Genomic DNA, 22,000 nt, shown 5'->3' with positions numbered 1-22,000 from the left:
CTTACCAGTTTTTGCGTTTGATGCGCGTGAGTTCGCTTTCCAGTTCGGCCAGCGCCTGATCGACAGGTAACTCGCCCGACAGAACGCCATGCACTCGATCGAAGAACGCATTGGAGACCCGTGGATAGCGCTCGGCGGTTATTGAGGCGGGGCGCATGACCCCATCGTTGAGAATGCTGTGCAGCTGACTGTAGTAAGGCATTGCCGCGAGCAATTCGGGATCTTGATACAGCGACTCGATAACCGGGTTATAGGCGCCTATCAGGGCGCGGTGTCTTTGCTGTTGAGCACTGGTCAGGTAGCTAACTAACTCTGCAGCGAGTTCTGGATGAGCGCTGTATCGCGATACCGCCAGGCCCCAGCCACCGAGAGTGGATGCATGGGTGCCGGTCATCCCGCCGCGGGGCAGGGGAGCGACCCCGACCTTGTCTTTTACGACACTGTCCTGGCCTTGTACCAGGGCCCAGACATAAGGCCAGTTACGCATGAACAACGCATTGCCTGACTGGAATACGCCACGTCCTTCTTCCTCGGTGTAGTTGAGTACGCCGCGCGGGGAGATGTCGCCTACCCAGCTTTTTGCCAGGGCCAAAGCAGTTCTTGAGGCCTGACGGTTGATCACGATATCTCCGCGTGGATTGACCAAGCCGCCTTCCGGTTGGCTGCTGATCCACTCCAGCGCATTACACGTCAACCCCTCGTAAGCGCGTCCCTGAAAGATATAACCCCACGCATTGGCGTTCCCGGCGTTGCGTTCAGCCTGTTGAACATCCCGGGCGGTAGTGGTCATTTCCTCCCAGGTCTGGGGAACCTGCTTGTTGTATTTCTCGAGCAAGTCCTTGCGGTAGTACAGCAGGCCCGAGTCGGTGAACCACGGCATCGTCACTAGCCGCCCATTCACTGTCGCGTTATCCACCTGCGCCTGGAAATAGCCTTGCGTCGCATCGGCGGGCAGCACTTCGCGCAGATCCAGCAGATGCTTGGCCAGCATGCCGGGCCACACCATGTCGATTTGGATGATGTCGATGTCAGTGGACTGCGCGCTGAGAATTTGCTGGTAGAACGACAACCTCTCGGTCGCCGAGTTAGGCGTGGAAACCACTTGGACGTTGTTGCCGGTCTGTTTCGACCAGGCATCGACCGCCTCTTTGCAGAGTTGCAACTCCGCACCCACAGCTCCGCACGAGATCGTCAAATCGGCGGCACTGGAGACGGATGGAAGTCCGACAAACAGGGTGAATAACGCGGCGGGAAGAAGAGTTTTGAGCTGTTTCATTGAGCACCATTTATTTTTGTTTTTAAAAAAGGTAACGTTAACATTGCAAAATGTAGCAGTGTAATTGCGATTAGGCATCCTTTTTTCGTTCCCTGTGACAATTCGAGGTTGACGAGAAGTGGCCGTCACGAGAGCAAAAAACAATAAAAACAATCTAGGAAGTTCACATGCAGAAAGCATCAAGCTGGCTACTCGCAGGCGTGCTCGGCACTACGACGGCGACCGCCCATGCCGCGACTCTGGAAGAACGCATGGCTGCGTTTGAAGCCCGTGCCAGCGCAGCGGAAAAGCGTGCAGCCGCAGCCGAACAACAAACCCAGGCACTCGCCAGGGAATTGCAGCAGATCAAACTCGCCACACCCACCTTGCAGCCAGCGGTGTCCAATGCGACAGCCATTGCGGCGCCCACTGTGGACACCCGGTTGGCAAAACTCGAAGCCCGCCAGCAAAGCATGGAGAAACAAGGCAGTACCGCAAACCTCACTGACGGGTTCAGTTTCAAGGGCTACGCCCGCTCGGGATTGCTGATTAACGATGGACTTGGTGGTGGCCGTGGCGGCCCATATTCAACGCCTGCCGGTTCAGTCGGTGGGGCAGTTGGGCGGCTCGGAAACGAAGACGACACCTACATGCGCATAGACTTGTCGAAAGAAATCTATGCGCAAAACGGCACCCGTTCAAAATTCACGGTTTCCATCGCTGACGGAGTAGAAAGCTCCAATGACTGGACGGCCGATGAAAGTAGTCTGAACGTGCGTCAGGTATTTTCAGAGCTTGATCATGTTGCTGCATTCAAGGGTAATTCGGTGTTCGAGAACGCCACCTTGTGGGCTGGTAAGCGATTTGATCGAGATAACTACGATATCCACTGGCTGGACTCGGACGTCGTTTTTCTGGCTGGCACCGGGGGTGGAATCTACGATGTGCAGATGAGCAAAAGCTGGCGCTCGAACTACTCCTTGATCGGGCGCGACTACGGTGATTTCAGTGAAGGCGGACTCAACGCCGACGTGGAAAGCTACATCCTGACCTCCAATCAGTTCTTCGATAACGGTCAGTGGCAGTGGATGTTCAATGCCATCGGCGCAAAGAAAAACGATTTCAGTTCCCGTACCAATGAAGCAGGTTTGACGCCTGCGGATTCCGGCTTGCACAGCATGCTGGCCAACCACCAGAAAAACTTTTTTGGCAGGGAAGGTTTCTTCAAAACGGCGCTGCTCTATGGGCAAGGTTTGGGGGCAGAGGTCAAGAACATCGGCTCGGATGGTGAGCTGATTGACGACGCCCGCGCTCTGCGTCTGGCACTTTATGGCGAGACCCCTATTGCGCCTGGTTGGCGCATCGGCCCCAGCTTGTTGGCTGAACAAAGCAAGGATAGATACGTCAAGGGTGACAATTATCGCTGGATGACCCTGAACTTGCGTTTGGCCAATGCAATTAACAGTAATTTTGAGATGGCCTACGAAATGAGCTGGCAAAACATGAACCTCGACCCCAAGGGCTATCTACAACGTAATGCGGTCGACGGTAATTTTTGGAAATTCACTGTCGCCCCAACATTCAAGCCTGACGTTGGAGATTTGCTCACTCGTCCCGAGTTACGAGTGTTCGCAAGCTTCATGAATTGGTCTTCGGATCTGGACAGATACAGTACCTCAGACACCTTTGGCATGACGGACTTCCGTGCTGGGGGGGTATGGCAATACGGTGTGCAAATGGAAACGTGGTTTTAGTATCTGACTGCGTTGGCCAACACGTCTCCAGCGCGCCTGCCGGTTGTCGTTGCAAGCAGGGGCGTTGGTTGGAGAAATCTGCTTTGAGGTTGGCGATGAAAAATTCTCTAACTTCAACAGACACTTTCACGCCGAAAAGGAACAGATACCGAGCGAATATCGTCGCGAAACAGCGATGACGTTGCTCAATCGAATCGGTACTCATCGATTCTTGCCTTTCACCAAAGTGCATTGAGTAAGGGATTACTGGTCGAAGCTGAGCAGACAGCAGTCACCCCTACGACAGAAAAATCAGGAGATTACGATGGTATTGCCTCGCGTAGTAGTATTTGGCGAAGCCCTGACCGACCTTGTCCAAGGCACCCCTGGACAGTGGAAGGGCTACCCAGGTGGTGCTCCCTGGAATGTTGCGCGAGCGCTAAGCCGCTTAGGTGTTAGCAGCGCATTTGCTGGGTCGATAAGCACAGATTCGCTAGGTGACGAGATAGTTTTTCAGTCGCAAGCGGCTGCGTTAAATATGGATTTTATCCAACGGGTAGATCGAGATTCTCTGGTCGCCATCGTTCCATCGAGCCGTCCCCCAAGATACTTTTTTGCTGGGGATGCCGATCTATTTTTTGATCCTGATCTGATGCCCGATGGTTGGATCAACCAAGTAGAGCTGTGCCATTTCAGCTGCATCAGTTTGGCCCGACAGCCACTCGCGGGCAGGCTGATTAAAATTGCTCAACAGGCCAAGGAAGCCGGTAAACGGATTAGCTATGATCCGAACTGGCGCAATTTGATGGACAGCCATTACAGGGAGCAGACCTTCCCTACGATGACCGCCCTTGCGGACATGATTAAACTTTCCGACGAAGACCTTCAGCAAATCTATCCTGGGTTGACCGAGCACCAGGCAATGGATGAGCTTCGGGCTCTTAATCCTCAGGCGCAGATTCTTTTTACCCGAGGGGAGCGTGGGATGATACTCCACACCCCGGACAGTCAACTTAATCAGCCGGCTATTGCCGTGAAAGTGGCAGACACGGTTGGAGCCGGAGACGCTTGTATGGCCGGTTGGCTGGCTGCGGAGTTGCTGGGGATCGCAGATTTGAAAGAGCGCCTGCGATTTTCAGCGGCTTGCGCATCCATATCTTGCTGTCATGCCGGAGCCTATGCGCCTGCACTAGCTGATGTGGAGGGTTTTCTGACGCAGCTAGATACCTGACTATGGTTGGCGGTGCAGTTGATGCAGCGTGTCGAGACACTCATCGAAAAACTGCCCCATGAGACCGCCCAACTCAAGCGTTTGAAATTTGCCAAGCGCAGTGAGCAGATGAATCCCGAGCAGGCCAGCCTGCTCGACGACCTCATCGATACTGATATCGCAGCGATTGAAGCAGAGCTTCAAAGCATCAGCTGTAATTACTTGCCGAAACGACTGCAGGTTCAGGCTTGTTTGAGCGGGTCAGCTGATAAGCAATTGCCAACCACACGAACCATCCGGGCATGACCATCAGGGCGATACGAGTGTCAGGTCTCAACCCTAGCAGGCAAAGAACAAAGCCCAGGAATGCTAGGGAAATCCAGGCCATCGGAACGCCGCCAGGCATCTTGAAAGCAGATTGTGCATGCAGCTCAGGCCGCTTTTTACGATAAGCAATGTAAGACGCAAGGATGGTCGACCAGGTGAAGATCACCAAGATCGCCGACACGGTAGAGACGATGGTGAACGCAGTCATGACTTCCGGAACGATAAACAGCACCAGTACGCCAATTAGCATCAACAGTGTGGTGAAAGCCAAGCTTAGAAGAGGCACGCTGTTGCTCGACAATCGCTGGAAAATCCTCGGAGCGTTGTTCTGGCTAGCCAGCCCAAACAGCATACGGCTGGAAGAAAAAACGCCACTATTGGCTGACGATGCGGCGGATGTCAGCACTACAAAGTTGACGATCCCGGCTGCTGCTGGAAACCCTGCAACCAGGAACAGTTCGACAAAAGGGCTTTTGACCGGTGAAACCTGATGCCAGGAAGTCACGGCAATAATGCAGGTCAGCGCTAGTACGTAGAACAGGATAATTCGCAGAGGAATGGAGTTGATGGCTTTAGGCAGAGTCTTCTCTGGGGAGCGGGTTTCCGCCGCCGCTGTGCCGATTAATTCGGTGCCGGCGAACGAGAAGATCGCCATCTGAAAACCGGCGAAGAAGCCGAACAAGCCATTAGGGAATGCCGCCTGTTTATCCACCAAATGATTAAATGATGCAGTGACACCGCTAGGGGAGACGAAGGATGTCGCAATCAGCACCATGCTGACGCCTATTAGGGTCACAACAGCAATGATCTTGATGATCGCGAACCAGAACTCCACCTCACCGAAAATCCTGACAGTCAGTACGTTTAACGCGAACAGTGTTGCGAGCATCCCGATAGCTGGAATCCACGCGGGCACATTCGCAAACCAATACTGAAAGAATCCGCCGACCACGACTGCATCGCCTATCACAGCAACGCTCCAGCTCAGCCAGTATGACCAGCCGAGAAAAAAAGCCGCCCTTGGGCCCAAATAGGCGCCTGCAAAATCCGCAAAGGTTTTGAAATTCAGATTGGAAAGCAGCATTTCGCCCATGGCACGCATGACGAAAAAAACGAACAGTCCGATGATCATATAGATGAGGATGATCGATGTACCGGACAGGGCGATGATTTTCCCGGAGCCCATGAAAAGGCCGGTGCCGATGGCGCCACCCATGGCCATTAATTGGATGTGACGATTGCTGAGCGTGCGCTGCAGCGCGGGCTGTTCTGCCCGTTCGGAGGGAGTCGATTTCATTACAAAACCTCTTGATTTTATGTTTTTGAGTTTTGGCAGAAAAGTGGCTGTCTATCTTTCTTGTTGGGGATGCAACGGCTAGGGACGGTAGGTGGCAAGGTTTAGCGTTGCGTGGGGCGGTAAGGGGCCCCAGGCACATTGCTCAGGGGCAACGCCGATAGCCATCAGCTGACCGTGCGCAGACGTGAGGGGACAGCTGGCTGCTGATCAAGCAATTGGTAAAGGTTTTTTATGTTGGTCGGAGTCGGCACCAGGTGGATGCGTTCGCCGATCCGGTGGTTGCGCGCAAGGTCGTGCAAGTAGCGCAGCGAAGAAAAGTCTTCCAGCGCAAAGCCCACCGAATCGAACACAGTGACTTGCGCATCGCTCTCGCGGCCGGGCACTTCGCCCAGCACAATTCGGAAAAACTCGACTACAGGAAAGTCGGCTTCCAGTTGTTGGATGTCGCCTTCAATTCGTGTTTGTGGTTCGAATTCCACGATGACCCGAGCGTTGCGCAGGATGTCGGCGTGCAGCTCGGTTTTACCCGGGCAATCACCACCGACGGCGTTGATATGCATACCCGGCTCGATCATTTCTGGCGTCAATATCGTTGCATACGCTTTGTCGGCGGTGACCGTGGTAACAATGTCCGCGCCCTTAACCGCTTCATGTACGGAGCTGGCAAGAATCACTTTGATATTCGGGAAGGACTCCAGGTTCTGCTTCAACTTGAGTGACGCGTTGAGATCAATATCGAAAATACGGATTTCGTTGATGCCCAGCATTTCATGGAAAGCGAGTGCCTGAAATTCACTCTGTGAACCATTGCCGATGATTGCCATCGAGCTAGCGCCTGTTCGTGCGAGAGATTGCGCGACCAATGCGGAGGTTGCAGCAGTACGCACTGCGGTTGTTAATGTGAGTTCGCTAAGCAGGGTTGGATAGCCGCTGTGGACATCAGCCAGGAGACCGAAGGCCATGACTGTCAGCAACTTTCTCTGACCATTGTCAGGGTGGCCATTCACATACTTGAACGAATATTGCTTTCCATCGTCGGTGGGCATCAACTCAATCACTCCGTCTGCTGAGTGATTGGCTGTGCGCGGCGATTTATCAAACTGCGCCCAGCGTGAATAGTCGGCCTCGATGTATGCCGCCATTTCGCGGATTGCCCGGCGAATTCCTATCGTGGTGAATAGGCGTGCGGCATCGTCGACATCAATGAAAAGAGTCATGTTTTTATTCTCCGGTTGTCTAACTGAAATTTTGTAGCGCAAGGGGATGGGTCAGGCGCGCTTGCTCTCGAAACCATGCAGCACGTTGACCGCATTGATCCCGATTTCATCGACCATGTAGCCTCCCTCCATCACGAACAGGGTAGGGCAGCCGACGCTTGCGATCAGCTCACCGATGCCAATGAAGTCTTCACTCTCCAGTAGGAAGTGGCTGATGGGGTCGTCCTTGAATGTGTCGACGCCGAGTGAAATAACCAGCACCTCAGGGGCGAATTGCTGCAGTTTTTTGCACGCGTGAAGCAGGGCGTTGCGATAACTTTCCCAGGTGGTGTTTTTAGGCAGGGGGTAATTGAGGTTGTAACCTTCACCCTGGCCAGCGCCGATTTCGTGGCTGAAACCTGAGTAGTACGGATAGGACACCGCCGGTTCGCCGTGCAGCGAGACAAACATGACGTCATTACGCCCGTAGAAAATGTTCTGGGTGCCATTTCCGTGATGAAAGTCGACGTCCAGTACGGCGACACGTTTGGCACCTTGGGTAATGGCCTGCTGTGCAGCAATGGCGGCGTTGTTGAGATAGCAATATCCGCCCATGTATTCACGCGCTGCGTGATGGCCGGGCGGGCGGCACAGGGCAAAAGCACTGTCATGGCCTTCATCGATCAGTGCCAGGCCAGTGAGGGCAATGTCTGCACTGGTTTTTACCGCTTGCCAAGTGGTAGCGGTAATCGGGGAGCCGGCGTCCATGGCAAAGAAGCCGAGCTTGCCGTCGATGAAAGCCGGGACTTGCTCGTTGGACAGGTCACGAACTGGCCATACCAGCGGTAGGGCATCGTGCGTACGTCCGGTCGCGCACCATTCTGACCAAGCGCTTTCTAGAAAGCTGACGTAGCGCTCGCTGTGCGCGTTGACGTAGCACGAGCGGTCAAATGCCCGCGGCTCGATGATCTGACCAAGGCCAACCTGCTTGACGCGGTTATGGACGGTATCGGCCCGACTGGGTTGTTCGAACGACGGCTTGAGCACGCCGTCTTTCAATTCGGTGCCGTGGTGCAAACGGTGGGAATCACTGAAAACTGTAAACATTCTGCGCATCCGTTATTGTGAGCCAGTGCAAATATTCTGTTCCGGCTTGGATGCGCTTTCTTTGCTTTATTTTCGTGATTATCTAGATTGTTCGGGCTTTTTTACTCTGGGTTGGCTCAATGAAGAAAAAATTATCCAAACGCATCAGTCTCGACGAGACTGACCTGGCGATACTCACGCTGCTGCAAGAAGATGCGAGCATTTCCAACGCCGAGCTCAGTGAACGTCTGTCGTTAAGCCTGACGCCTTGCTGGCGACGGCGAAAGAGAATGGAGGAGGCGGGTGTGATCAAGGGCTATCAGGCGAACCTTGATCGACGAATGCTGGGGTTGGATATCATGGCGTTCGTGCACATCCGTTTTTCAACCCACGCCGATCATGCTCCCGACGCCTTCGAGGCGGTGATTGCTCAATTGCCTGAAGTGTTGTCTTGTCACAAGATCACCGGGGATGCCGATTACGTACTGCAAGTGTTGGCAGAGGATCTTGATAGCTACAGCGACTTTATCGAGCAGGTGCTCAGACGTCAGGTGGGTATTGCCTCCATTCAGTCCAGTCTAGCTTTACGCGAGGTCAAGACCAGTACCCGTATTGCGATACCCAAATCGAGCAAGGAGTAAATGGGCAGAGGTTAGATCATCTGCCAGCGTTTCTGGCGTTACCGCATGCACCAGAGCATGAGTCGACGGGGTAATTGCTACGTCAAATTCAATTTCGATGGCCGCTCGCTTCCCTTATGCTACTCGACTCACATAAGGATGACTGAACAGGTGTCGCGGTATGGCAGCAGATAAATCTTGCCCTGTGGTTCTGCGAACCCGCGAAACGTTGGAAATCCTGGCGTTTGAGCATCCATTGGCAGGCCTGCAATTAGTGAAAGGCAGTGTCGACCCAGGTGAGTCAACCGACTTGGCGGCTGTGCGAGAGTTGATAGAAGAAGCTGGGATTCAATCCACTGCAAGGCGAGATTTGGGTGAGTGGCATTCCATTGCAACGGGGCACACATGGGCATTTCATGAGTGTCATGTTGCCCAAGACCTTCCTGATACTTGGGTGCATTTTGCCGAAGATGATGGAGGTCATGAATTCAGTTTTTTCTGGCATCCTCTGATGAGTGAGCCTTCTGAAAGATGGCATCAGGTTTTCAGGGATGCTTTAAGTTTTCTCCGGACGGCCCTTGCTGAAGCCTAAGTGTGCGTTCAGCTCTTCTTGAGCCAGTCAGCCCGCACCCGCTAGGTCGGCAGAAGTTCTTGAGGGCGGATAACATGGGACGACCTCGAGCCCAACCTTTATGCGGCAGTGTCACCTCATTACTCGGTAAGCTAGGCCTATAGCTTGCTGAGAAGCCTCTCGTAACCACACCTGATGATCAATATGCTCGACTGGGATAGCCTCCGTTTTTTCTTTGCCTTTGTTCATGAGGGCTCCTTAGCCGCAGCGGCACGCTCGCTGGGGGTGGAGCACGCGACTGTGGTTCGCCGAATCGCTGCGCTCGAAGCTTCTTTGAACATGAAGCTTGTAGATCGTAGGGGCCGTGTTTACCAACTGACCGAGGATGGTGTAAGGGTAGGTGAATATGCAGCGCAGATGGAGTCTGCGTCACTTGCGCTCAGGCGATTTGCTGACAGGGAAGAAAGTCGCATTGAGGGCGAGGTAATCTTGTCCGCACCTCCTGCGTACCTCGGAACTTTGGTAGCTCGGCGGCTCGGAGTATTGCGCGAGCGTTATCCCCGGTTACAGCTCAGGCTCGTTGGAGCCAAGTCCACCGCTTCGTTAGCGAGGAAAGAAACGGATATTGCCATTACCTTCAGCAGGCCGGAAGAACAGAGCGTCGTCGCCAAAAGCCTCGGCTCCTTGCGTTTTTACCCTCATGCTAGCAAGGACTACATCGATCAACGTGAACCTGAACAGTTCGAGTTCATAGGCTACGACCGTAGCATGGGCGATTCGATACAGCAGCAATGGCTCCTGGATCGGCTGGGTGGACGGCCGATCTCCGTCACCAGCAATGACCTGCGCATCCAGGCATTAGCTGCCGTAGGTAATGCTGGCATAGTTTTCCTTCCGGATTTTTTAGGCACGGAATATGGGCTGACGAGGGTTGCCGTTGATGTGGATCACACACCGCTGGAACTGCCCATCTGGCTCGCGTTTCATGAAGATCTCCGCGGCTCTCTAAAAATCCGAGCAGTCTTGGATTTCCTCATGGATGGGCTAATGCTGGCGCGAGATCCGTGAATTTTTTCACATCCCGTTTGTGTTTTTAGCGAATAGGCCGTCACCTGGCATATCTCTACCCTAGTCAGAATTTGAATTTCTGACTGAAGATAGAGGCTATTCACCCATGAGCAGTACCTACCCCAAACAAAGCTCAATGGCTGTGTACCGGACAGCGTGGATCGTGACCGCGATCTTTATACTGTCGAATGCTGCTACGCCGCTCTACAGCTCCTGGCAGCAATCCCTTGGCTTCACGTCCGGGGTGCTGACCGTTATATTTGCCTGCTACATCATAGGCCTCCTTCTTACTCTCACCGTAGCGGGGCAGTTGTCCGACCACTACGGGCGCAAAGCACTCCTACTGCCCTGTGTGGGGCTTGCTATCGTTGCAGCCATTCTTTTCGACCAGGCCAACAGCATTGGCGTCTTGATGCTCGCACGCTTTCTCACAGGCGTTTCGGTTGGCCTCGTTGTGTCTGGGGGGATGGCGAATGTTGTTGAGCATGCTCAGCCGCATCACAAACACTTTGCTTCGCTAATGGCGTCTGTCGCAATGGTGGCCGGAGCAGGCACCGGGCCGCTATTGGCGGGGGTCGTGGCGCAATATTTTCCAAACCCGATCCACACCGTCTTCCGAATAGAGATTGCGATTTTGTGCGTGGCGCTCGTGGCGCTGCTTAATCAGAGGAACCTGAAGCTTGGGATCGGTTCGTTTAAACCGCGTTTGCCTACCGTTGCCAAGCAAAATCTCGGCATCGTGCTGTTAGGGATAGCCTTCTTCGGCCCTGGAATCACATCGACTTCATTCATCCTGTCGCTCGGCCCCAAGCTGATAGCCACATTTCTGGGCGTGAACAGCCCCCTTGTAACAGGTTGTATGGCCTTTTCAATGTTCCTGGTGGCCGTAACCGTACAGTTCGCAGCCAAGGAATTCAGCGGCCGTACCGTATTTTCGCTAAGCGGGATCGCTACTATTTCATCAATGATCTTCGTATGGATCTCGCTTAAAACCGGCTCCGCTCCATGGCTGATCACTTCTGCGCTACTGGCAGGCGCCGGTCAAGGCTTGGGCCAGTTAGGCGGACTGAGCCTTATTGCTGACAATGTGCCAGCGCAGCGAAGAGCCGAAGCCAACGCCGTGTTCAACATGGGGGGATATGTGCCTGCCGGTGCGATTCCGGTGTTAACTGGTTACTTGATCGACTTCTGGGGGGTGAGCATTGGAATCAGTTCACTTGCGCTCAGTATCGCTAGTCTTGCTTCATTGGCGCTTATGCAGCTTTGGAGGCGCGTCCCGAATCAAAGTCAAGTTCGTACAGATGGCGAGGGTTAAATAGCCCACTTATGCGGCAACAGATCGATAATCTGTGAATCGCCCCGGCACCGTAGACATCTCCAGTCCATCTTGCTGACCGCGTTGCGCATTTCAGAATTTGCAGATGTAGCTCATCAACACCTGCACAAATCTTCTAAACGATCTTTTCAAAGCGTTGTAATTTAGCCATTCCCCACAGTTTCACGTTAAATCATTACCTCTGGAGCGCTCCGTGAATAAACGCAACTGGATTGAACTGTCCCAGGATGCTGATACAGGGATTGAGTCGATTCGCGCCCATTTTCAGGGGCATGCCTACGATCCGCATTGGCATGACAGTTTTCTGGTAGGTGTCACCGAGCAGGGTGTGCAACAGTTCAATTGCCGTCGCGTTCGCCACTTCAGTACTCCGGGCAAGGTATTCATGCTGGAACCTGGAGAAATCCACGATGGACATGCCCCGACCGAGGAGGGTTTTACCTATTCCATGCTCTACCTCGATCCGCACTGGCTGGAACGGGAGTTGCTCGCATTGTTCGAGCAAGCGCCTGTCAACAGTCAGCCGGGCTTTGCCGACACATTGAGTCAGGATCCGGGCTTGGCGACTGCCATTTATAGCGCTTTCCAGGCACTCCATGAAGGTGACTTGCGCATTGTGCGTCAGAACGCCATCGACACTTTGCTGGGGGCGCTTACTTGCCACCTTGATTGGCGCAAGCACAAGGTATTTGACCCCCGAATGCCATTGGTGGCCCAAGTCGCACGTGACTATCTGCATGCCCATGTCTACGAGGACATCGGGCTGGACGATTTGGCCCAGGCCTGTGGTGTTGATCGTTTTCGCCTGACGCGAGCCTTCAAGGCAGCATTTGGGCTGGCGCCCCATGCTTATTTGATTCAGCTTCGGCTGGCCAAAGCTCGGCAATTGCTGGCGCGGGGCGAGTCGCCTGCGCAGGTGGCCAGTACCCTCAGGTTCTCCGATCAAAGCCATATGGGGCGCTGGTTCCGTCGCGCCTACCAGCTCACACCGGCCGATTACCGCAAGCGCTGCTCAAACATTCCAGACTGAATCCCGTTGACCCGCGACCATAGGCCTCCTATCTGATCAAGGAGTCCATGCCATGTTGTTTTCGTTGTTCTTTTCTGCCCCTTCGATACGCCTTCAGGGAGACTGACTTATGGAGTCCTTGCTGCCTTTCCTGCTGTTTGCGTTCGTTGCTTCGATCACCCCAGGGCCGACCAATATTCTGGTGCTGAGCCATAGTTCGCGCTGGGGACTGGGCGCCACACTGCCCATCATTTTTGGCGCATGCCTGGCGGCGACGCTGATTGTGCTTGCAGTCGGGCTCGGCATGGGTGAAACCCTGCTGCAGTTTCCGCGAGTGCAGAAGATTATCGCTTGGGCCGGGGTGCTCTGGTTGAGTTGGCTGGCATGGCAGATATTTAAAAGCGCGCCGCCCACCCTGGATTCGCCTTCCTCGCGCGAAGATGGTCTCAGCGTGCTCGGTGCCGCCACCTTGCAATTGGTCAACCCTAAGGTCTGGATGATGGCAGTAGCAGTGGTGAGCGTATTTGCCGGTGGCAGCGATAACACCATGCGGCTGATGGTGTTGTCGTTGCTGTTTCTGTTGGTCTCAGTGCTGTGCATGACCCTGTGGGCGTTACTCGGCGCAGGCAGTGCCCGGGCGTTTGGTTCACCACAGGCATTCAAGCGCATGAATCATGCTTTGGCTTTCTTGCTGTTAGTGTCGGCCTGGCTGACAGTGCTGGCATAGGTCTTATAGAGCGAGACGGTATTGCAAAATGAGAACGCAGGAAGCCAAAAAGTCAGTCTTGTGTTTACGTCCTTGTTGGAGTGCCGATCGACTGCCGTATCTGTCGTACATCTCGTGCTGGCGGTGTACCGAATTGCCGGAGGTACTCGCGGCTAAACTGTGATGCACTTTCATAGCCTACTGCGTAAGCCACATCAGATGCGCGATGCTCGCCAGCAAGTAAAAGCTGGCGAGCTTCCTGCAGTCTGAGCTGTTTTTGATACTGAACGGGACTGAGGCCTGTCATCGATCGAAAATGGCGATGCAGGCTTGCCCGGCTCATTCCGCTTGCATCGCATAACGCCTCGATACGAAGTCGGACACTGTAATTATCCCTGATCCAGGCAACTGCCCGCCGGATGCTGCCCAGAGCGCCATCGGGTTGGGCTATTTGGCGCAGTAGCCGGCCCTGTGGGCCCTGCAGTAGACGATAAAGTAATTCCCGCTCGACCATCGGGCCGAGAACCGGAATGTCGGCAGGCGTGTCGAGTAATGACAATAAGCGCAGCAACGTGTCGCGCAGCGAACTGGTCATCGGGTTTATTGTGATCCCCATTCCTTTTTGCTCGCTCTCGCTGACCGCAGGTATGGTCACGGCCAATTGCGCCAGAATAGCCGGATCCAGCACTAGTGATACCGCAACGTAGGGCTGCCCCTCATCAGTATCAAGAATCTGCCCAATCATGGCCGTGGAACTCGGTTCGCGGAAAATCCGGGTGAATGCGATTGCCCCAGGCGCCATCGCAACCGATTTTGGGGGTGGTGCGGTACGCGACAACAAAGATGTGAATGCCTATGTGGCACAAGGGATCGCTCTGGGTCGTGTCGGTCTTCCGGACGATATAGGCGGTGCAGTTGCGGCCATCCTGTCGGATGACATGGCCTGGGCTAACGGGACGACGTTTGATATCTCGGGCGGCCAGTTGCTCTAGCCACACCTGAATGGGTGTCCGGAATCATTGGACCATTACACTCCAAGTGATTTCGGTTTGGGTACAAAAGGGCCCCTAAGAGACCTTTTTGCTTGGAGGCTGTTATTTAGAAACGGCTATTACCTGATCACTTATAAGCTGAACTAAAATTCGCACAGGCTCCGTAAAACTGTGTCGAGACCGATGTACCAGCCCGATATCCCGGTGAAAGGTGTGTTGTCCCAAATCGATCGCTCGTACACCTGCGGGCCATTCCTGATGAAGTTCTGTCTGTGGCACCAGCGCTATGCCTACACCTTTTTCAACTAGCTTGATGATGGCCTCCAGCTCATCCAGTTCGCAAACCTCCTGCAAGGTGAAATGCATCTGCCGCAGGAAACGATCGACCTGTCTGCCGCCGAAGGATGATCGGTCATAACGAATGAATGGCTGGCTGGACAGCAGTTCCGACCAGTCTTCTCCCTCTAGGTCACTTGGCACGATCAGTCGGTAGGGCTCTAGTGCCAACGTCGTCCAGCGCAGGTCACTTTGAAGGGAGAAGGGCGGGCGAATGATCACGGCCATGTCGATCTCACCGGCGTCGACGAGGTTCACCAGCTCCATTGAAAGGCCCGGGATGACACGTGTGCGGCACTGCGGACACTGTTGGTGAAACTTTGCTAGCGCATCGGGCAAATAGGAGCGCTGCACGGACGCAATCGCACCGATGTTGACCAGCACGCTGGGAGGCTTGCCCAACGTTGTAGAGCCCAAATTGTCATAAAGCCTCAGCAGCTCTTGCGCCTGCAGAAGTATCTGGTGGCCCATTTTGTTGAGATGGGCTGAGCGTCCTTTCCTGTCGAAAATTTCAAAACCGAGCTCGGTTTCCAGGCGCTGGATTTGCGCGCTTACGGCGGCCTGAGTCAGGCCGATCTTGTTGCCGGCAGCGGCGAATGTGCCTTCCCGCGCCACAGCAATGAGTGTCTTCAGTTCTTTGATCATTCACAAATATTAATTGTGTTTCTAAGAAATATATATTGATTTTTATGTTTTGTTTTCCGTCTTACGATGTTTTCCACCCCCGGCAACGGCTGAATCCAGAGAGCCAATGACGGTGGAAATACTCGCTAACCAACAAAAAATATTTGGAGTTCTGATGAGCCTCTCGCCATTCCACCTCGCAATCCCCGTTTACGACCTGGCTGCAGCTCGCACCTTTTACGGTGAGGTTTTTGGTCTTGAAGAAGGGCGCTCCAGCACGCAGTGGGTAGATTTCGATTTTTATGGTCACCAACTGGTGATTCACGAACATCCAAAAACCGCTTCGCAGGAAAGCGTTCATAGCAACCCGGTCGACGGGCACGATGTTCCAGTTCCGCACTTCGGCATCATTTTAGGTTGGGAACAGTGGGAGGCACTGGCCGAACGTCTGAGGTCGTTTGGTACCGAATTCGTGATCGAACCGTACATACGTTTCAAAGGCCAAGTGGGTGAGCAAGCCACCATGTTTTTGTTTGATCCGTGCGGCAACGCTCTTGAGTTCAAGGCTTTCAAGGATATGAGCCAGCTCTTCGCCAAGTAACAACACCCATGGCACAACTGCGTTGTGCCATTTGATCTCAAATGAGCTGGAAGCTCATGACTCTAGCAACTGCGAATAGACGCAGACCTTTCATTCCAACAAGAAGGCTAGACATGAAACGTATTCCCTTGGTGTGGCAAATCGTTGCCGGGCTGTTGCTTGGCGTGCTTGTCGGTTGGTACTTCAATACGCATCCGTATTATCAGACATGGGTGAGTGCGGAGATCCTCAAACCACTCGGCGATATCTTCATCAAGATGATGAAGATGGTGGTTGTACCGATTGTGTTCTGTTGCATGATCCTGGGCATCGCAGGCGGTGGCGATAACAAGTCGTTTGGTCGCATGGGGATAAAGTCGCTGGGCTACTTTTTTGCCATTACCGCCTTGGCCATTGTTATTGGCTTGTGTTTCGCCAACGTTTTCGAGCCGGGTACGGGCACCGACATTTCCGGTATTTCGCACGGTACTGCAGCGATCACTCTGGAGCCGTCCAAAGGCGCATTGGTCATCTTGCAAAACATCGTCCCTGACAATGTGCTGGTTGCTATGTCAGAAGCGAAGTTGCTGTCCGTGCTGTTTTTCGCTGTGCTGTTAGGCATGGCATTGAACGCTCTGCCGAAGGACAAAAGCGCACCTTTCATCGCGGTGGTTCAGAGCCTTTCCGATGCAATGTTCAAGGTCGTCTCAATCGTCATGGCTTACGCACCGATCGGTGTGTTCGGGATGATCGGCGCGACCGTGGCGACGTTTGGGTTCGCCTCATTGTTGCCGTTGCTCAAGTTAATCGGGGTGGTTTACCTGGCGCTGATTGTTTTCGCATTGGTGATACTCGGCGGTATTTGCTACTTGATTGGCGAAAACATTTTCAAGTTGATCCGCTACTTTCGCAATGAGTTGATTCTGGCGTTTTCGAGTGCCGCGTCTGCCGCCGTTATGCCGCAGTTGATGACGCGATTGGAGAACTACGGTGTACCGCGTCGGATCGTCAGTTTTGTGGTGCCGGTGGGTTATGCATTCAACCTGGATGGCGCATCGATTTTTCTCGGTGTGGCGACAATTTTCGTGGCGCAGCTCTATGGCATCGACCTGTCGCTGTCGCAGCAGATCCTGCTGGTGGTGACGATGGTGCTGACTTCGAAGGGCGCAGCAGGGGTGCCGGGTTTTGCCATCATCATCTTGTCAGCGACATTGGCGTCTGCCGGGTTGCCGTTGGAGGGGGTGGCGTTGATTGCCGGCATTTTCAGGATTATCGACAGCGGTACCACCACCTTGAACGTATTGGGCAACGCCATCGCACCTTTGGTGATCGCCAAGTGGGAAAGGGTCGAACTGGAACCCGAGCGGGCTCATCCAGCCGCTAGCGTCTAGTCGTTCGTCAGATACTCAATAGTGGCTCTAGACGACCGGTCTAGTTTTTTTTAGGCTTTGCCCACTATGAAAAAACCTACTCAAGACATGCGACAACACATCATCGATGTAGCGAAGGCATTGATGACCCACAAGGGCTACACCGCTGTCGGTCTTATGGAAGTGCTGAAGGCGGCGGGTGTACCCAAAGGGTCGTTTTATCACTACTTCCGCTCCAAAGAGGAATTCGGCCAGGCACTATTGGAAGAATACTTTCAGGAGTACATCGGGCGGGTAGACGTTGTTATGGCGGCGCAAGGGACGGGTGCCGAGCGGCTCCTTGGCTATTTGCGCTATTGGGCGAAGACGCAGGCGTTCGATCATCCCGAGGAGAAATGCCTGGTGGTGAAACTCGGTGCCGAAGTGTGCGACCTGTCGGAAGATATGCGCGGCGTATTGGAGGAGGGCACCGCGCTGATCATCCAGAGAATCAAGCGGTGTGTTCAGCAAGGAATGGCTGATGGCTCAATCACTTCGACCCAAGACGCAGAAACACTGGCTGAGTCGCTGTATCAATTGTGGTTGGGGGCATCACTGCTGGTGAAAGTGCGCAATACAACAGCTGCTTTTGACACGGCACTAATGACGAGTGAGCGCCTGCTGGCATAGGGGCGTTTTTTTTAAGACTTTTACTAGACGACCGGTCTACTTAATTGGAATTTTATGACTGATATTGCTGTAGACACCGACCTTTTTTCGCCCATGAATATGGGCGCGCTGCAACTGGCTAACCGAATTGTAATGGCGCCCGTGACGCGCAGCCGAATGGCCGACGACGGCGTGCCGAATGAAATGCACGCGACTTACTACGCCCAGCGTGCCAGCGCAGGCCTGATCATCGCCGAGGCCACGAACATTTCAGCTCAGGGGCGTGGCTATGCCATGACGCCGGGTATCTGGTCGGAAGAGCAGGTGGCAGGCTGGAAAAAAGTCACCGACGCAGTACACGCGGCAGGCGGCAAGATCGTCAGTCAACTGTGGCACGTAGGTCGCTTCAGCGGACTGACCAGTACGGCGGCTCCATCGAGAATCGGACACGACTGACACTTGAAGTCACCGAAGCCGTGGTGGCGATTTGGGGTAGTGACCGGGTCGGCATCCGCCTTTCACCAGTAACTCCTGATGCCGGTAACACGCCTCCAGACAGCAACGTCATGGCGACCTACGGTCACCTCATTCAGCAGTTGAACAGATTCAACTTGGCCTATCTGCATTTCGTTGAAGGCGCCACCGCCACCTCTCGTATCGTTCCCGAGGGAGTGGATCTGGATGCGCTGAGTGCGCAGTTCGAAGGGTCGTACATTGGCAACAACAACTATGACCTGGAAATGGCGCTGGAGCGCAGGGCGCAAGGGCGGATTGATGCCGTGGCATTTGGTCGATTGTTCATTGCCAACCCCGATCTGGTAGAGCGCCTGCGTCGCGGCGTCGAGCTCGCCATAGCCCCGCGCGAGAGTTACTACGGCGGAGGCGCCAAGGGCTACATCGATTGGCCTACGGCCAACTCCAACTAATTAGAGATTTCCTCGGCGTCAGTTCGGCGCGGGGAGGCTCGGTCGCGAAAGCATTTCGCCGCACAAGAGGCACTTGAATATGAATTATCTGCAAAACAAAGTCGCCATCGTCACTGGCGCATCTTCCGGCATTGGTGCGGCCACCACCCGCGCATTGGCCGCACAGGGCGCTCGCGTCGTGGCAGCAGCAGTCGATCAGCACGGGTTGGAAGCGTTTGTTGCCGAGCTGCGTGAGGCCGGGAGTGAGGTGGTCGCTTTCACCACAGACGTTACCCATCTGGATCAAACCAAAGCGCTCGCGAAGTTTGCACAAGACACCTATGGCGCAGTGGACATCTTGGTCAACAACGCCGGCCTGATGCTCTTTTCCAACTGGGTCGATCTGGCCGTGCAGGATTGGGAACAGATGATCGATGTGAACATCAAGGGCTACCTCAACACTATTGCTGCTGTGTTGCCATTTATGCTTGAACAGAAGTCCGGGCAGATTCTCAACATGGACTCTGTAGCAGGTCATCAGGTCGGCCCGGCGGCGGGTGTTTACAGCGCAACCAAGTTTTTCGTCCAGGCCATGACTGAATCCATGCGAAAGGAGTTGGGCGTGCAGCATGGCATTCGTGTCAACACCGTCAGCCCGGGGGTGATCAATACCGGCTGGGCAGACAAGGTCAGTGATCCTGAAGGGCGTAAGGCTGCCCAAGCGCTGAACAGGATTGCCATTGCGCCTGATGATATTGCCCGCGCAGTGATCTACGCCCTCGACCAACCGGAAAATGTCACCGTCAACGATTTGATCATCTCGCCGACTCGCCAGGATTGGTAATTGTCGTTTGAGTTTTCCGTGTCCGATTGACCAAAAGGGTCACCGGCACATTCAACCAGGAGTACATCATGAGCAATCCAACTTACGTCCAGGAATACAACGCGATCGTTGCTGTTCTGAGTCAGTACAACGAGGGTGGCGCCAAGGCTGATAGCACTTTGATGAAGCCCGCGTTCAACGAGCAAGCGACCATGTTTGGCGTCGACGGCGACAAGCTCGTCGGCGGCGCGATCCAGAATTTGTACGACGTCATCGACAACTCTTTCCGCCCATCTCCCGAAGCCAAAGCTGCGATCGTTCGCATCGACATCGTGGGTACTGCCGCCAGTGCGCGTGTTGATACCGACAATGTTTCGGGGTTTCGATTCACCGACTTCTTCAACCTGCTGAAGGTAGAAGGCAAGTGGACGATCGTCAGCAAGATTTACCACACCCATCCGAGCATTTGAGCGCTTCTGGCGAGGTGTGTTTTACGTCGCCCTAATGAAAGGAGAGAACCATGTCGAAGAACATCAAAGCAGTACCAACTTCCGAGTACAACGCTGTCATCGCTACTGCCAATCAATATGTTGAAGGTCTGCGTGTGGGCAGTGCAGAAGGCGTTGCTCAGGCGTTCCATAAAGACGCCGTGATGTACGGTTTCACAAATGGTGATCTGCTTGGCGGCCCGATCAAAAATTTGTTTGATTTCGTTCAGAAGAACGGCAGCGCCCCAAAAATTACAACTCGGCTCGACATACTGGCAATCACACCCACGACAGCCGTGGTGCGTGTCGATATGGAAAATGATGCGATCGGTGCCGACTACAACGACTACCTGACCCTGATCAAAATCGACGGCGCCTGGAAGGTAATCGCCAAGGTTTATCACCAGTTCGAAGGTTGAGCATTCACCGATCCCGGTTGAGTCAATGCCGGGATCGGGGCTTATTCATCGTCAGATGGAGAAGCGATCATGAGTAAAGTTTTCATCATTGGCGCCGCTGGCAAAGTAGGGCGGCGATTGGTTAAGCAACTCGTCGGGCGAGGTCACGAAGCGATCGCACAGCATCGGAACCCGGAGCCGGAGCGATCTTGATCTGCTCTAACATAATACGAGATTTAACATAATATACATTATGCGTAATTACGCATGCGCCTATCAGGGCCAGTGTCTCTCACATTTCAAGGCTGGCAATCCCACTCTGGAGCGATCCCCGCATTTCGATGCCTACAACAATGCCCTGACACGATCTGCTACGAACATTCTGCGCGCTCTGTTCGGTTTTTTGCATGCCCATCGCTTTGCTGCATAATTGCAGGCTTTGCATTGAGCTTGTCTGCCAACACCACAATGGAATGACACATGATTAGACAATTCGAACATGACGACATGGAACGCGTTCTGGATATCTGGCTGAGCGCATCGATCAAGGCACATGGATTTATTGACGCTTCGTTCTGGCAATCCCATGTTGCGACGATGCGTGACGTTTACATCCCGGCATCAGAAACGTTTGTCATCCAAGACAAGTCCAGGGTTCTGGGTTTTTGTAGCTTGCTGGGTGATCAACTGGCTGCAGTGTTTGTAGACCCTGACGTTCAAGGCACTGGCCTGGGCAAACAGTTGCTCGGACATGCGAAAACATTGCGCAATGAGTTGAACCTGACGGTTTATAAGGAGAATGCGCCCAGTATTGCCTTTTATCAGTCGCAAGGCTTTGTGCTGATCAAGGAACAGATTGACTCGCAAACCGGCCATGCCGAATACCTGATGCAGTGGTTGTCGAGCAGAACTTTTTGAGGGATGGCCAACATCTTGTGCTCCGGTAGATGTTGGCCGCAATCAGTGGCGCTGATTGCTGTGCATGGTCAAAGTCGATCCGTTACTGCACCGGGGCTCGCGATCATTTTTGAAGTGTCGCCCCCCAAATACAGGCTTCATAGATGATGCCATTCCATGACGAGCAATCATTTTTACAGGTATGTTGGCCCATGCTAACGCAGGCATTGGCTGTCTGTGAAAAGGCCAGAGTAAGTACAAATACAATGATTAATTGTACGGCTGGTTTCATATAAAAAGCTCTTGAGCTGAAATTGATGGTGGTTGCCAGCCTACCTTTCAGGCCCTTGTTGGATTGGACTCGGCAACTGTCGATCGCAGTATTGCGTGATTACACCAGGATAAAAGTCGGCAAAAACCGACGAGACGCGGAATACCTTTCCCGCGTTCTCGAGTGAAATTACAGCTAAATACTAGGTATAAATCCTACTGCGCTCGAGTGACTTTCATCCCAACCAATAGCTG

At 53.7% G+C, this 22,000-nt stretch carries 20 protein-coding genes and 6 pseudogenes; 20 read left to right on the top strand and 6 right to left on the bottom strand.

Going from position 1 to position 22,000, the window contains the following annotated elements; genetic code table 11:
- Nucleotide 1: 1 nt before the first annotated feature.
- Nucleotides 2-1,276 (bottom strand): ABC transporter substrate-binding protein, encoded by a 1,275-nt coding sequence (locus U5A05_RS12600; RefSeq protein WP_321833120.1) that lies wholly within the window; start codon nucleotides 1,274-1,276, stop codon nucleotides 2-4.
- Nucleotides 1,277-1,443: 167 nt separating this feature from the next.
- Here U5A05_RS12600 and U5A05_RS12595 point away from each other — a divergent pair, with 167 nt between their 5' ends.
- The 4 genes and pseudogenes from U5A05_RS12595 to U5A05_RS12580 all read left to right on the top strand — a co-directional run.
- Nucleotides 1,444-3,009, top strand: coding sequence for a carbohydrate porin (locus U5A05_RS12595; RefSeq protein WP_261738277.1), 1,566 nt, complete (start codon nucleotides 1,444-1,446; stop codon nucleotides 3,007-3,009).
- Between the two features lie 22 nt (nucleotides 3,010-3,031).
- Nucleotides 3,032-3,244 (top strand): annotated as a pseudogene (locus tag U5A05_RS12590) (helix-turn-helix domain-containing protein); the annotation flags it as partial.
- Between the two features lie 69 nt (nucleotides 3,245-3,313).
- A complete protein-coding gene (locus U5A05_RS12585) occupies nucleotides 3,314-4,219 on the top strand; it encodes a carbohydrate kinase family protein (RefSeq protein ID WP_261738276.1) in 906 nt (301 codons plus the stop codon).
- Nucleotides 4,220-4,225: 6 nt separating this feature from the next.
- Nucleotides 4,226-4,408: pseudogene (locus U5A05_RS12580) on the top strand (transposase domain-containing protein); the annotation flags it as partial.
- On the opposite strand, the gene U5A05_RS12575 reads toward U5A05_RS12580, so the two are convergent.
- The 3 genes from U5A05_RS12575 to U5A05_RS12565 all read right to left on the bottom strand — a co-directional run bounded on the left by U5A05_RS12575 (nucleotide 4,407) and on the right by U5A05_RS12565 (nucleotide 8,125).
- Nucleotides 4,407-5,822, bottom strand: coding sequence for an amino acid permease (locus tag U5A05_RS12575; RefSeq protein WP_321833115.1), 1,416 nt, complete (start codon nucleotides 5,820-5,822; stop codon nucleotides 4,407-4,409). The pseudogene U5A05_RS12580 and the gene U5A05_RS12575 overlap by 2 nt on opposite strands.
- A gap of 164 nt (nucleotides 5,823-5,986) precedes the next feature.
- Nucleotides 5,987-7,039, bottom strand: coding sequence for an ornithine cyclodeaminase (locus tag U5A05_RS12570; protein WP_321833112.1), 1,053 nt, complete (start codon nucleotides 7,037-7,039; stop codon nucleotides 5,987-5,989).
- Nucleotides 7,040-7,090: 51 nt separating this feature from the next.
- On the bottom strand, nucleotides 7,091-8,125 hold the full coding sequence (locus tag U5A05_RS12565; protein WP_261738274.1) for a histone deacetylase family protein: 1,035 nt from the start codon (nucleotides 8,123-8,125) through the stop codon (nucleotides 7,091-7,093).
- A gap of 119 nt (nucleotides 8,126-8,244) precedes the next feature.
- On the opposite strand from U5A05_RS12565, the gene U5A05_RS12560 reads away from it, so the two are divergent.
- The 6 genes from U5A05_RS12560 (at nucleotide 8,245) to U5A05_RS12535 (ending at nucleotide 13,435) form a co-directional block, all read left to right on the top strand.
- Nucleotides 8,245-8,745, top strand: a complete 501-nt coding sequence (locus tag U5A05_RS12560) for an Lrp/AsnC family transcriptional regulator (protein WP_261738273.1) — start codon at nucleotides 8,245-8,247, stop codon at nucleotides 8,743-8,745.
- A 160-nt stretch (nucleotides 8,746-8,905) separates the two neighbouring features.
- Nucleotides 8,906-9,316: an NUDIX hydrolase gene (locus U5A05_RS12555; protein WP_321833110.1), complete on the top strand. Its 411-nt coding sequence runs from the start codon at nucleotides 8,906-8,908 to the stop codon at nucleotides 9,314-9,316.
- A gap of 183 nt (nucleotides 9,317-9,499) precedes the next feature.
- On the top strand, nucleotides 9,500-10,363 hold the full coding sequence (locus U5A05_RS12550; RefSeq protein ID WP_321833108.1) for a LysR family transcriptional regulator: 864 nt from the start codon (nucleotides 9,500-9,502) through the stop codon (nucleotides 10,361-10,363).
- Nucleotides 10,364-10,469: 106 nt separating this feature from the next.
- Nucleotides 10,470-11,678 (top strand): MFS transporter, encoded by a 1,209-nt coding sequence (locus U5A05_RS12545; RefSeq protein ID WP_321833107.1) that lies wholly within the window; start codon nucleotides 10,470-10,472, stop codon nucleotides 11,676-11,678.
- A 214-nt stretch (nucleotides 11,679-11,892) separates the two neighbouring features.
- Complete coding sequence (locus tag U5A05_RS12540; RefSeq protein WP_321833106.1) at nucleotides 11,893-12,729, top strand: AraC family transcriptional regulator; 837 nt, start codon at nucleotides 11,893-11,895, stop codon at nucleotides 12,727-12,729.
- A 109-nt stretch (nucleotides 12,730-12,838) separates the two neighbouring features.
- Nucleotides 12,839-13,435 (top strand): LysE family translocator, encoded by a 597-nt coding sequence (locus U5A05_RS12535; RefSeq protein ID WP_321833104.1) that lies wholly within the window; start codon nucleotides 12,839-12,841, stop codon nucleotides 13,433-13,435.
- A 64-nt stretch (nucleotides 13,436-13,499) separates the two neighbouring features.
- Here U5A05_RS12535 and U5A05_RS12530 read toward each other — a convergent pair.
- Nucleotides 13,500-14,159: pseudogene (locus U5A05_RS12530) on the bottom strand (AraC family transcriptional regulator); the annotation flags it as partial.
- On the opposite strand from U5A05_RS12530, the pseudogene U5A05_RS12525 reads away from it, so the two are divergent.
- Nucleotides 14,158-14,406 (top strand): annotated as a pseudogene (locus tag U5A05_RS12525) (SDR family oxidoreductase); the annotation flags it as partial. The pseudogenes U5A05_RS12530 and U5A05_RS12525 overlap by 2 nt on opposite strands.
- Nucleotides 14,407-14,508: 102 nt before the next feature.
- Here the strand turns inward: U5A05_RS12525 and U5A05_RS12520 are convergent.
- On the bottom strand, nucleotides 14,509-15,387 hold the full coding sequence (locus tag U5A05_RS12520) for a LysR family transcriptional regulator (RefSeq protein ID WP_261738265.1): 879 nt from the start codon (nucleotides 15,385-15,387) through the stop codon (nucleotides 14,509-14,511).
- A gap of 154 nt (nucleotides 15,388-15,541) precedes the next feature.
- Here U5A05_RS12520 and U5A05_RS12515 point away from each other — a divergent pair, with 154 nt between their 5' ends.
- The 9 genes and pseudogenes from U5A05_RS12515 to U5A05_RS12475 all read left to right on the top strand — a co-directional run bounded on the left by U5A05_RS12515 (nucleotide 15,542) and on the right by U5A05_RS12475 (nucleotide 21,496).
- Nucleotides 15,542-15,967 (top strand): VOC family protein, encoded by a 426-nt coding sequence (locus U5A05_RS12515; RefSeq protein ID WP_321836507.1) that lies wholly within the window; start codon nucleotides 15,542-15,544, stop codon nucleotides 15,965-15,967.
- A gap of 113 nt (nucleotides 15,968-16,080) precedes the next feature.
- A complete protein-coding gene (locus U5A05_RS12510; protein ID WP_261738264.1) occupies nucleotides 16,081-17,337 on the top strand; it encodes a cation:dicarboxylate symporter family transporter in 1,257 nt (418 codons plus the stop codon).
- A 66-nt stretch (nucleotides 17,338-17,403) separates the two neighbouring features.
- Nucleotides 17,404-17,985 carry a TetR/AcrR family transcriptional regulator gene (locus tag U5A05_RS12505; RefSeq protein WP_321833101.1) on the top strand — a complete coding sequence of 194 codons (582 nt, stop codon included), beginning with the start codon at nucleotides 17,404-17,406 and terminating at the stop codon, nucleotides 17,983-17,985.
- A gap of 54 nt (nucleotides 17,986-18,039) precedes the next feature.
- A pseudogene (locus tag U5A05_RS12500) lies at nucleotides 18,040-18,890 on the top strand (oxidoreductase).
- Between the two features lie 79 nt (nucleotides 18,891-18,969).
- Nucleotides 18,970-19,713 (top strand): SDR family oxidoreductase, encoded by a 744-nt coding sequence (locus tag U5A05_RS12495; protein WP_321833099.1) that lies wholly within the window; start codon nucleotides 18,970-18,972, stop codon nucleotides 19,711-19,713.
- 68 nt (nucleotides 19,714-19,781) lie between these two features.
- A complete protein-coding gene (locus tag U5A05_RS12490; RefSeq protein ID WP_261738260.1) occupies nucleotides 19,782-20,162 on the top strand; it encodes a nuclear transport factor 2 family protein in 381 nt (126 codons plus the stop codon).
- Nucleotides 20,163-20,212: 50 nt separating this feature from the next.
- Complete coding sequence (locus tag U5A05_RS12485) at nucleotides 20,213-20,599, top strand: nuclear transport factor 2 family protein (RefSeq protein WP_321833097.1); 387 nt, start codon at nucleotides 20,213-20,215, stop codon at nucleotides 20,597-20,599.
- A gap of 69 nt (nucleotides 20,600-20,668) precedes the next feature.
- Nucleotides 20,669-20,776 (top strand): annotated as a pseudogene (locus U5A05_RS12480) (NAD-dependent dehydratase); the annotation flags it as partial.
- Nucleotides 20,777-21,058: 282 nt separating this feature from the next.
- Nucleotides 21,059-21,496: an N-acetyltransferase gene (locus U5A05_RS12475; RefSeq protein WP_261738222.1), complete on the top strand. Its 438-nt coding sequence runs from the start codon at nucleotides 21,059-21,061 to the stop codon at nucleotides 21,494-21,496.
- Nucleotides 21,497-22,000: the final 504 nt, after the last annotated feature.

The sequence above is a fragment of the Pseudomonas kulmbachensis genome (assembly GCF_963681935.1).
In the GTDB taxonomy this organism is placed as follows: Bacteria; Pseudomonadota; Gammaproteobacteria; order Pseudomonadales; family Pseudomonadaceae; genus Aquipseudomonas; species Aquipseudomonas kulmbachensis.
The sequence above is the reverse complement of the archived record's forward strand: the minus strand, read 5'-3'. Positions and strand labels throughout refer to the sequence as shown.

Excerpts from the sequence above, each read along its gene's own strand:
- U5A05_RS12600 (WP_321833120.1), bottom strand. The coding sequence starts at position 1,276 with ATGAAACAGCTCAAAACTCTTCTTCCCGCCGCGTTATTCACCCTGTTT.
- U5A05_RS12595 (WP_261738277.1), top strand. The coding sequence starts at position 1,444 with ATGCAGAAAGCATCAAGCTGGCTACTCGCAGGCGTGCTCGGCACTACG.
- U5A05_RS12585 (WP_261738276.1), top strand. The coding sequence starts at position 3,314 with ATGGTATTGCCTCGCGTAGTAGTATTTGGCGAAGCCCTGACCGACCTT.
- U5A05_RS12575 (WP_321833115.1), bottom strand. The coding sequence starts at position 5,822 with ATGAAATCGACTCCCTCCGAACGGGCAGAACAGCCCGCGCTGCAGCGC.
- U5A05_RS12570 (WP_321833112.1), bottom strand. The coding sequence starts at position 7,039 with ATGACTCTTTTCATTGATGTCGACGATGCCGCACGCCTATTCACCACG.
- U5A05_RS12565 (WP_261738274.1), bottom strand. The coding sequence starts at position 8,125 with ATGTTTACAGTTTTCAGTGATTCCCACCGTTTGCACCACGGCACCGAA.
- U5A05_RS12560 (WP_261738273.1), top strand. The coding sequence starts at position 8,245 with ATGAAGAAAAAATTATCCAAACGCATCAGTCTCGACGAGACTGACCTG.
- U5A05_RS12555 (WP_321833110.1), top strand. The coding sequence starts at position 8,906 with ATGGCAGCAGATAAATCTTGCCCTGTGGTTCTGCGAACCCGCGAAACG.
- U5A05_RS12550 (WP_321833108.1), top strand. The coding sequence starts at position 9,500 with ATGCTCGACTGGGATAGCCTCCGTTTTTTCTTTGCCTTTGTTCATGAG.
- U5A05_RS12545 (WP_321833107.1), top strand. The coding sequence starts at position 10,470 with ATGAGCAGTACCTACCCCAAACAAAGCTCAATGGCTGTGTACCGGACA.
- U5A05_RS12535 (WP_321833104.1), top strand. The coding sequence starts at position 12,839 with ATGGAGTCCTTGCTGCCTTTCCTGCTGTTTGCGTTCGTTGCTTCGATC.
- U5A05_RS12520 (WP_261738265.1), bottom strand. The coding sequence starts at position 15,387 with ATGATCAAAGAACTGAAGACACTCATTGCTGTGGCGCGGGAAGGCACA.
- U5A05_RS12515 (WP_321836507.1), top strand. The coding sequence starts at position 15,542 with ATGAGCCTCTCGCCATTCCACCTCGCAATCCCCGTTTACGACCTGGCT.
- U5A05_RS12510 (WP_261738264.1), top strand. The coding sequence starts at position 16,081 with ATGAAACGTATTCCCTTGGTGTGGCAAATCGTTGCCGGGCTGTTGCTT.
- U5A05_RS12505 (WP_321833101.1), top strand. The coding sequence starts at position 17,404 with ATGAAAAAACCTACTCAAGACATGCGACAACACATCATCGATGTAGCG.
- U5A05_RS12495 (WP_321833099.1), top strand. The coding sequence starts at position 18,970 with ATGAATTATCTGCAAAACAAAGTCGCCATCGTCACTGGCGCATCTTCC.
- U5A05_RS12490 (WP_261738260.1), top strand. The coding sequence starts at position 19,782 with ATGAGCAATCCAACTTACGTCCAGGAATACAACGCGATCGTTGCTGTT.
- U5A05_RS12485 (WP_321833097.1), top strand. The coding sequence starts at position 20,213 with ATGTCGAAGAACATCAAAGCAGTACCAACTTCCGAGTACAACGCTGTC.
- U5A05_RS12475 (WP_261738222.1), top strand. The coding sequence starts at position 21,059 with ATGATTAGACAATTCGAACATGACGACATGGAACGCGTTCTGGATATC.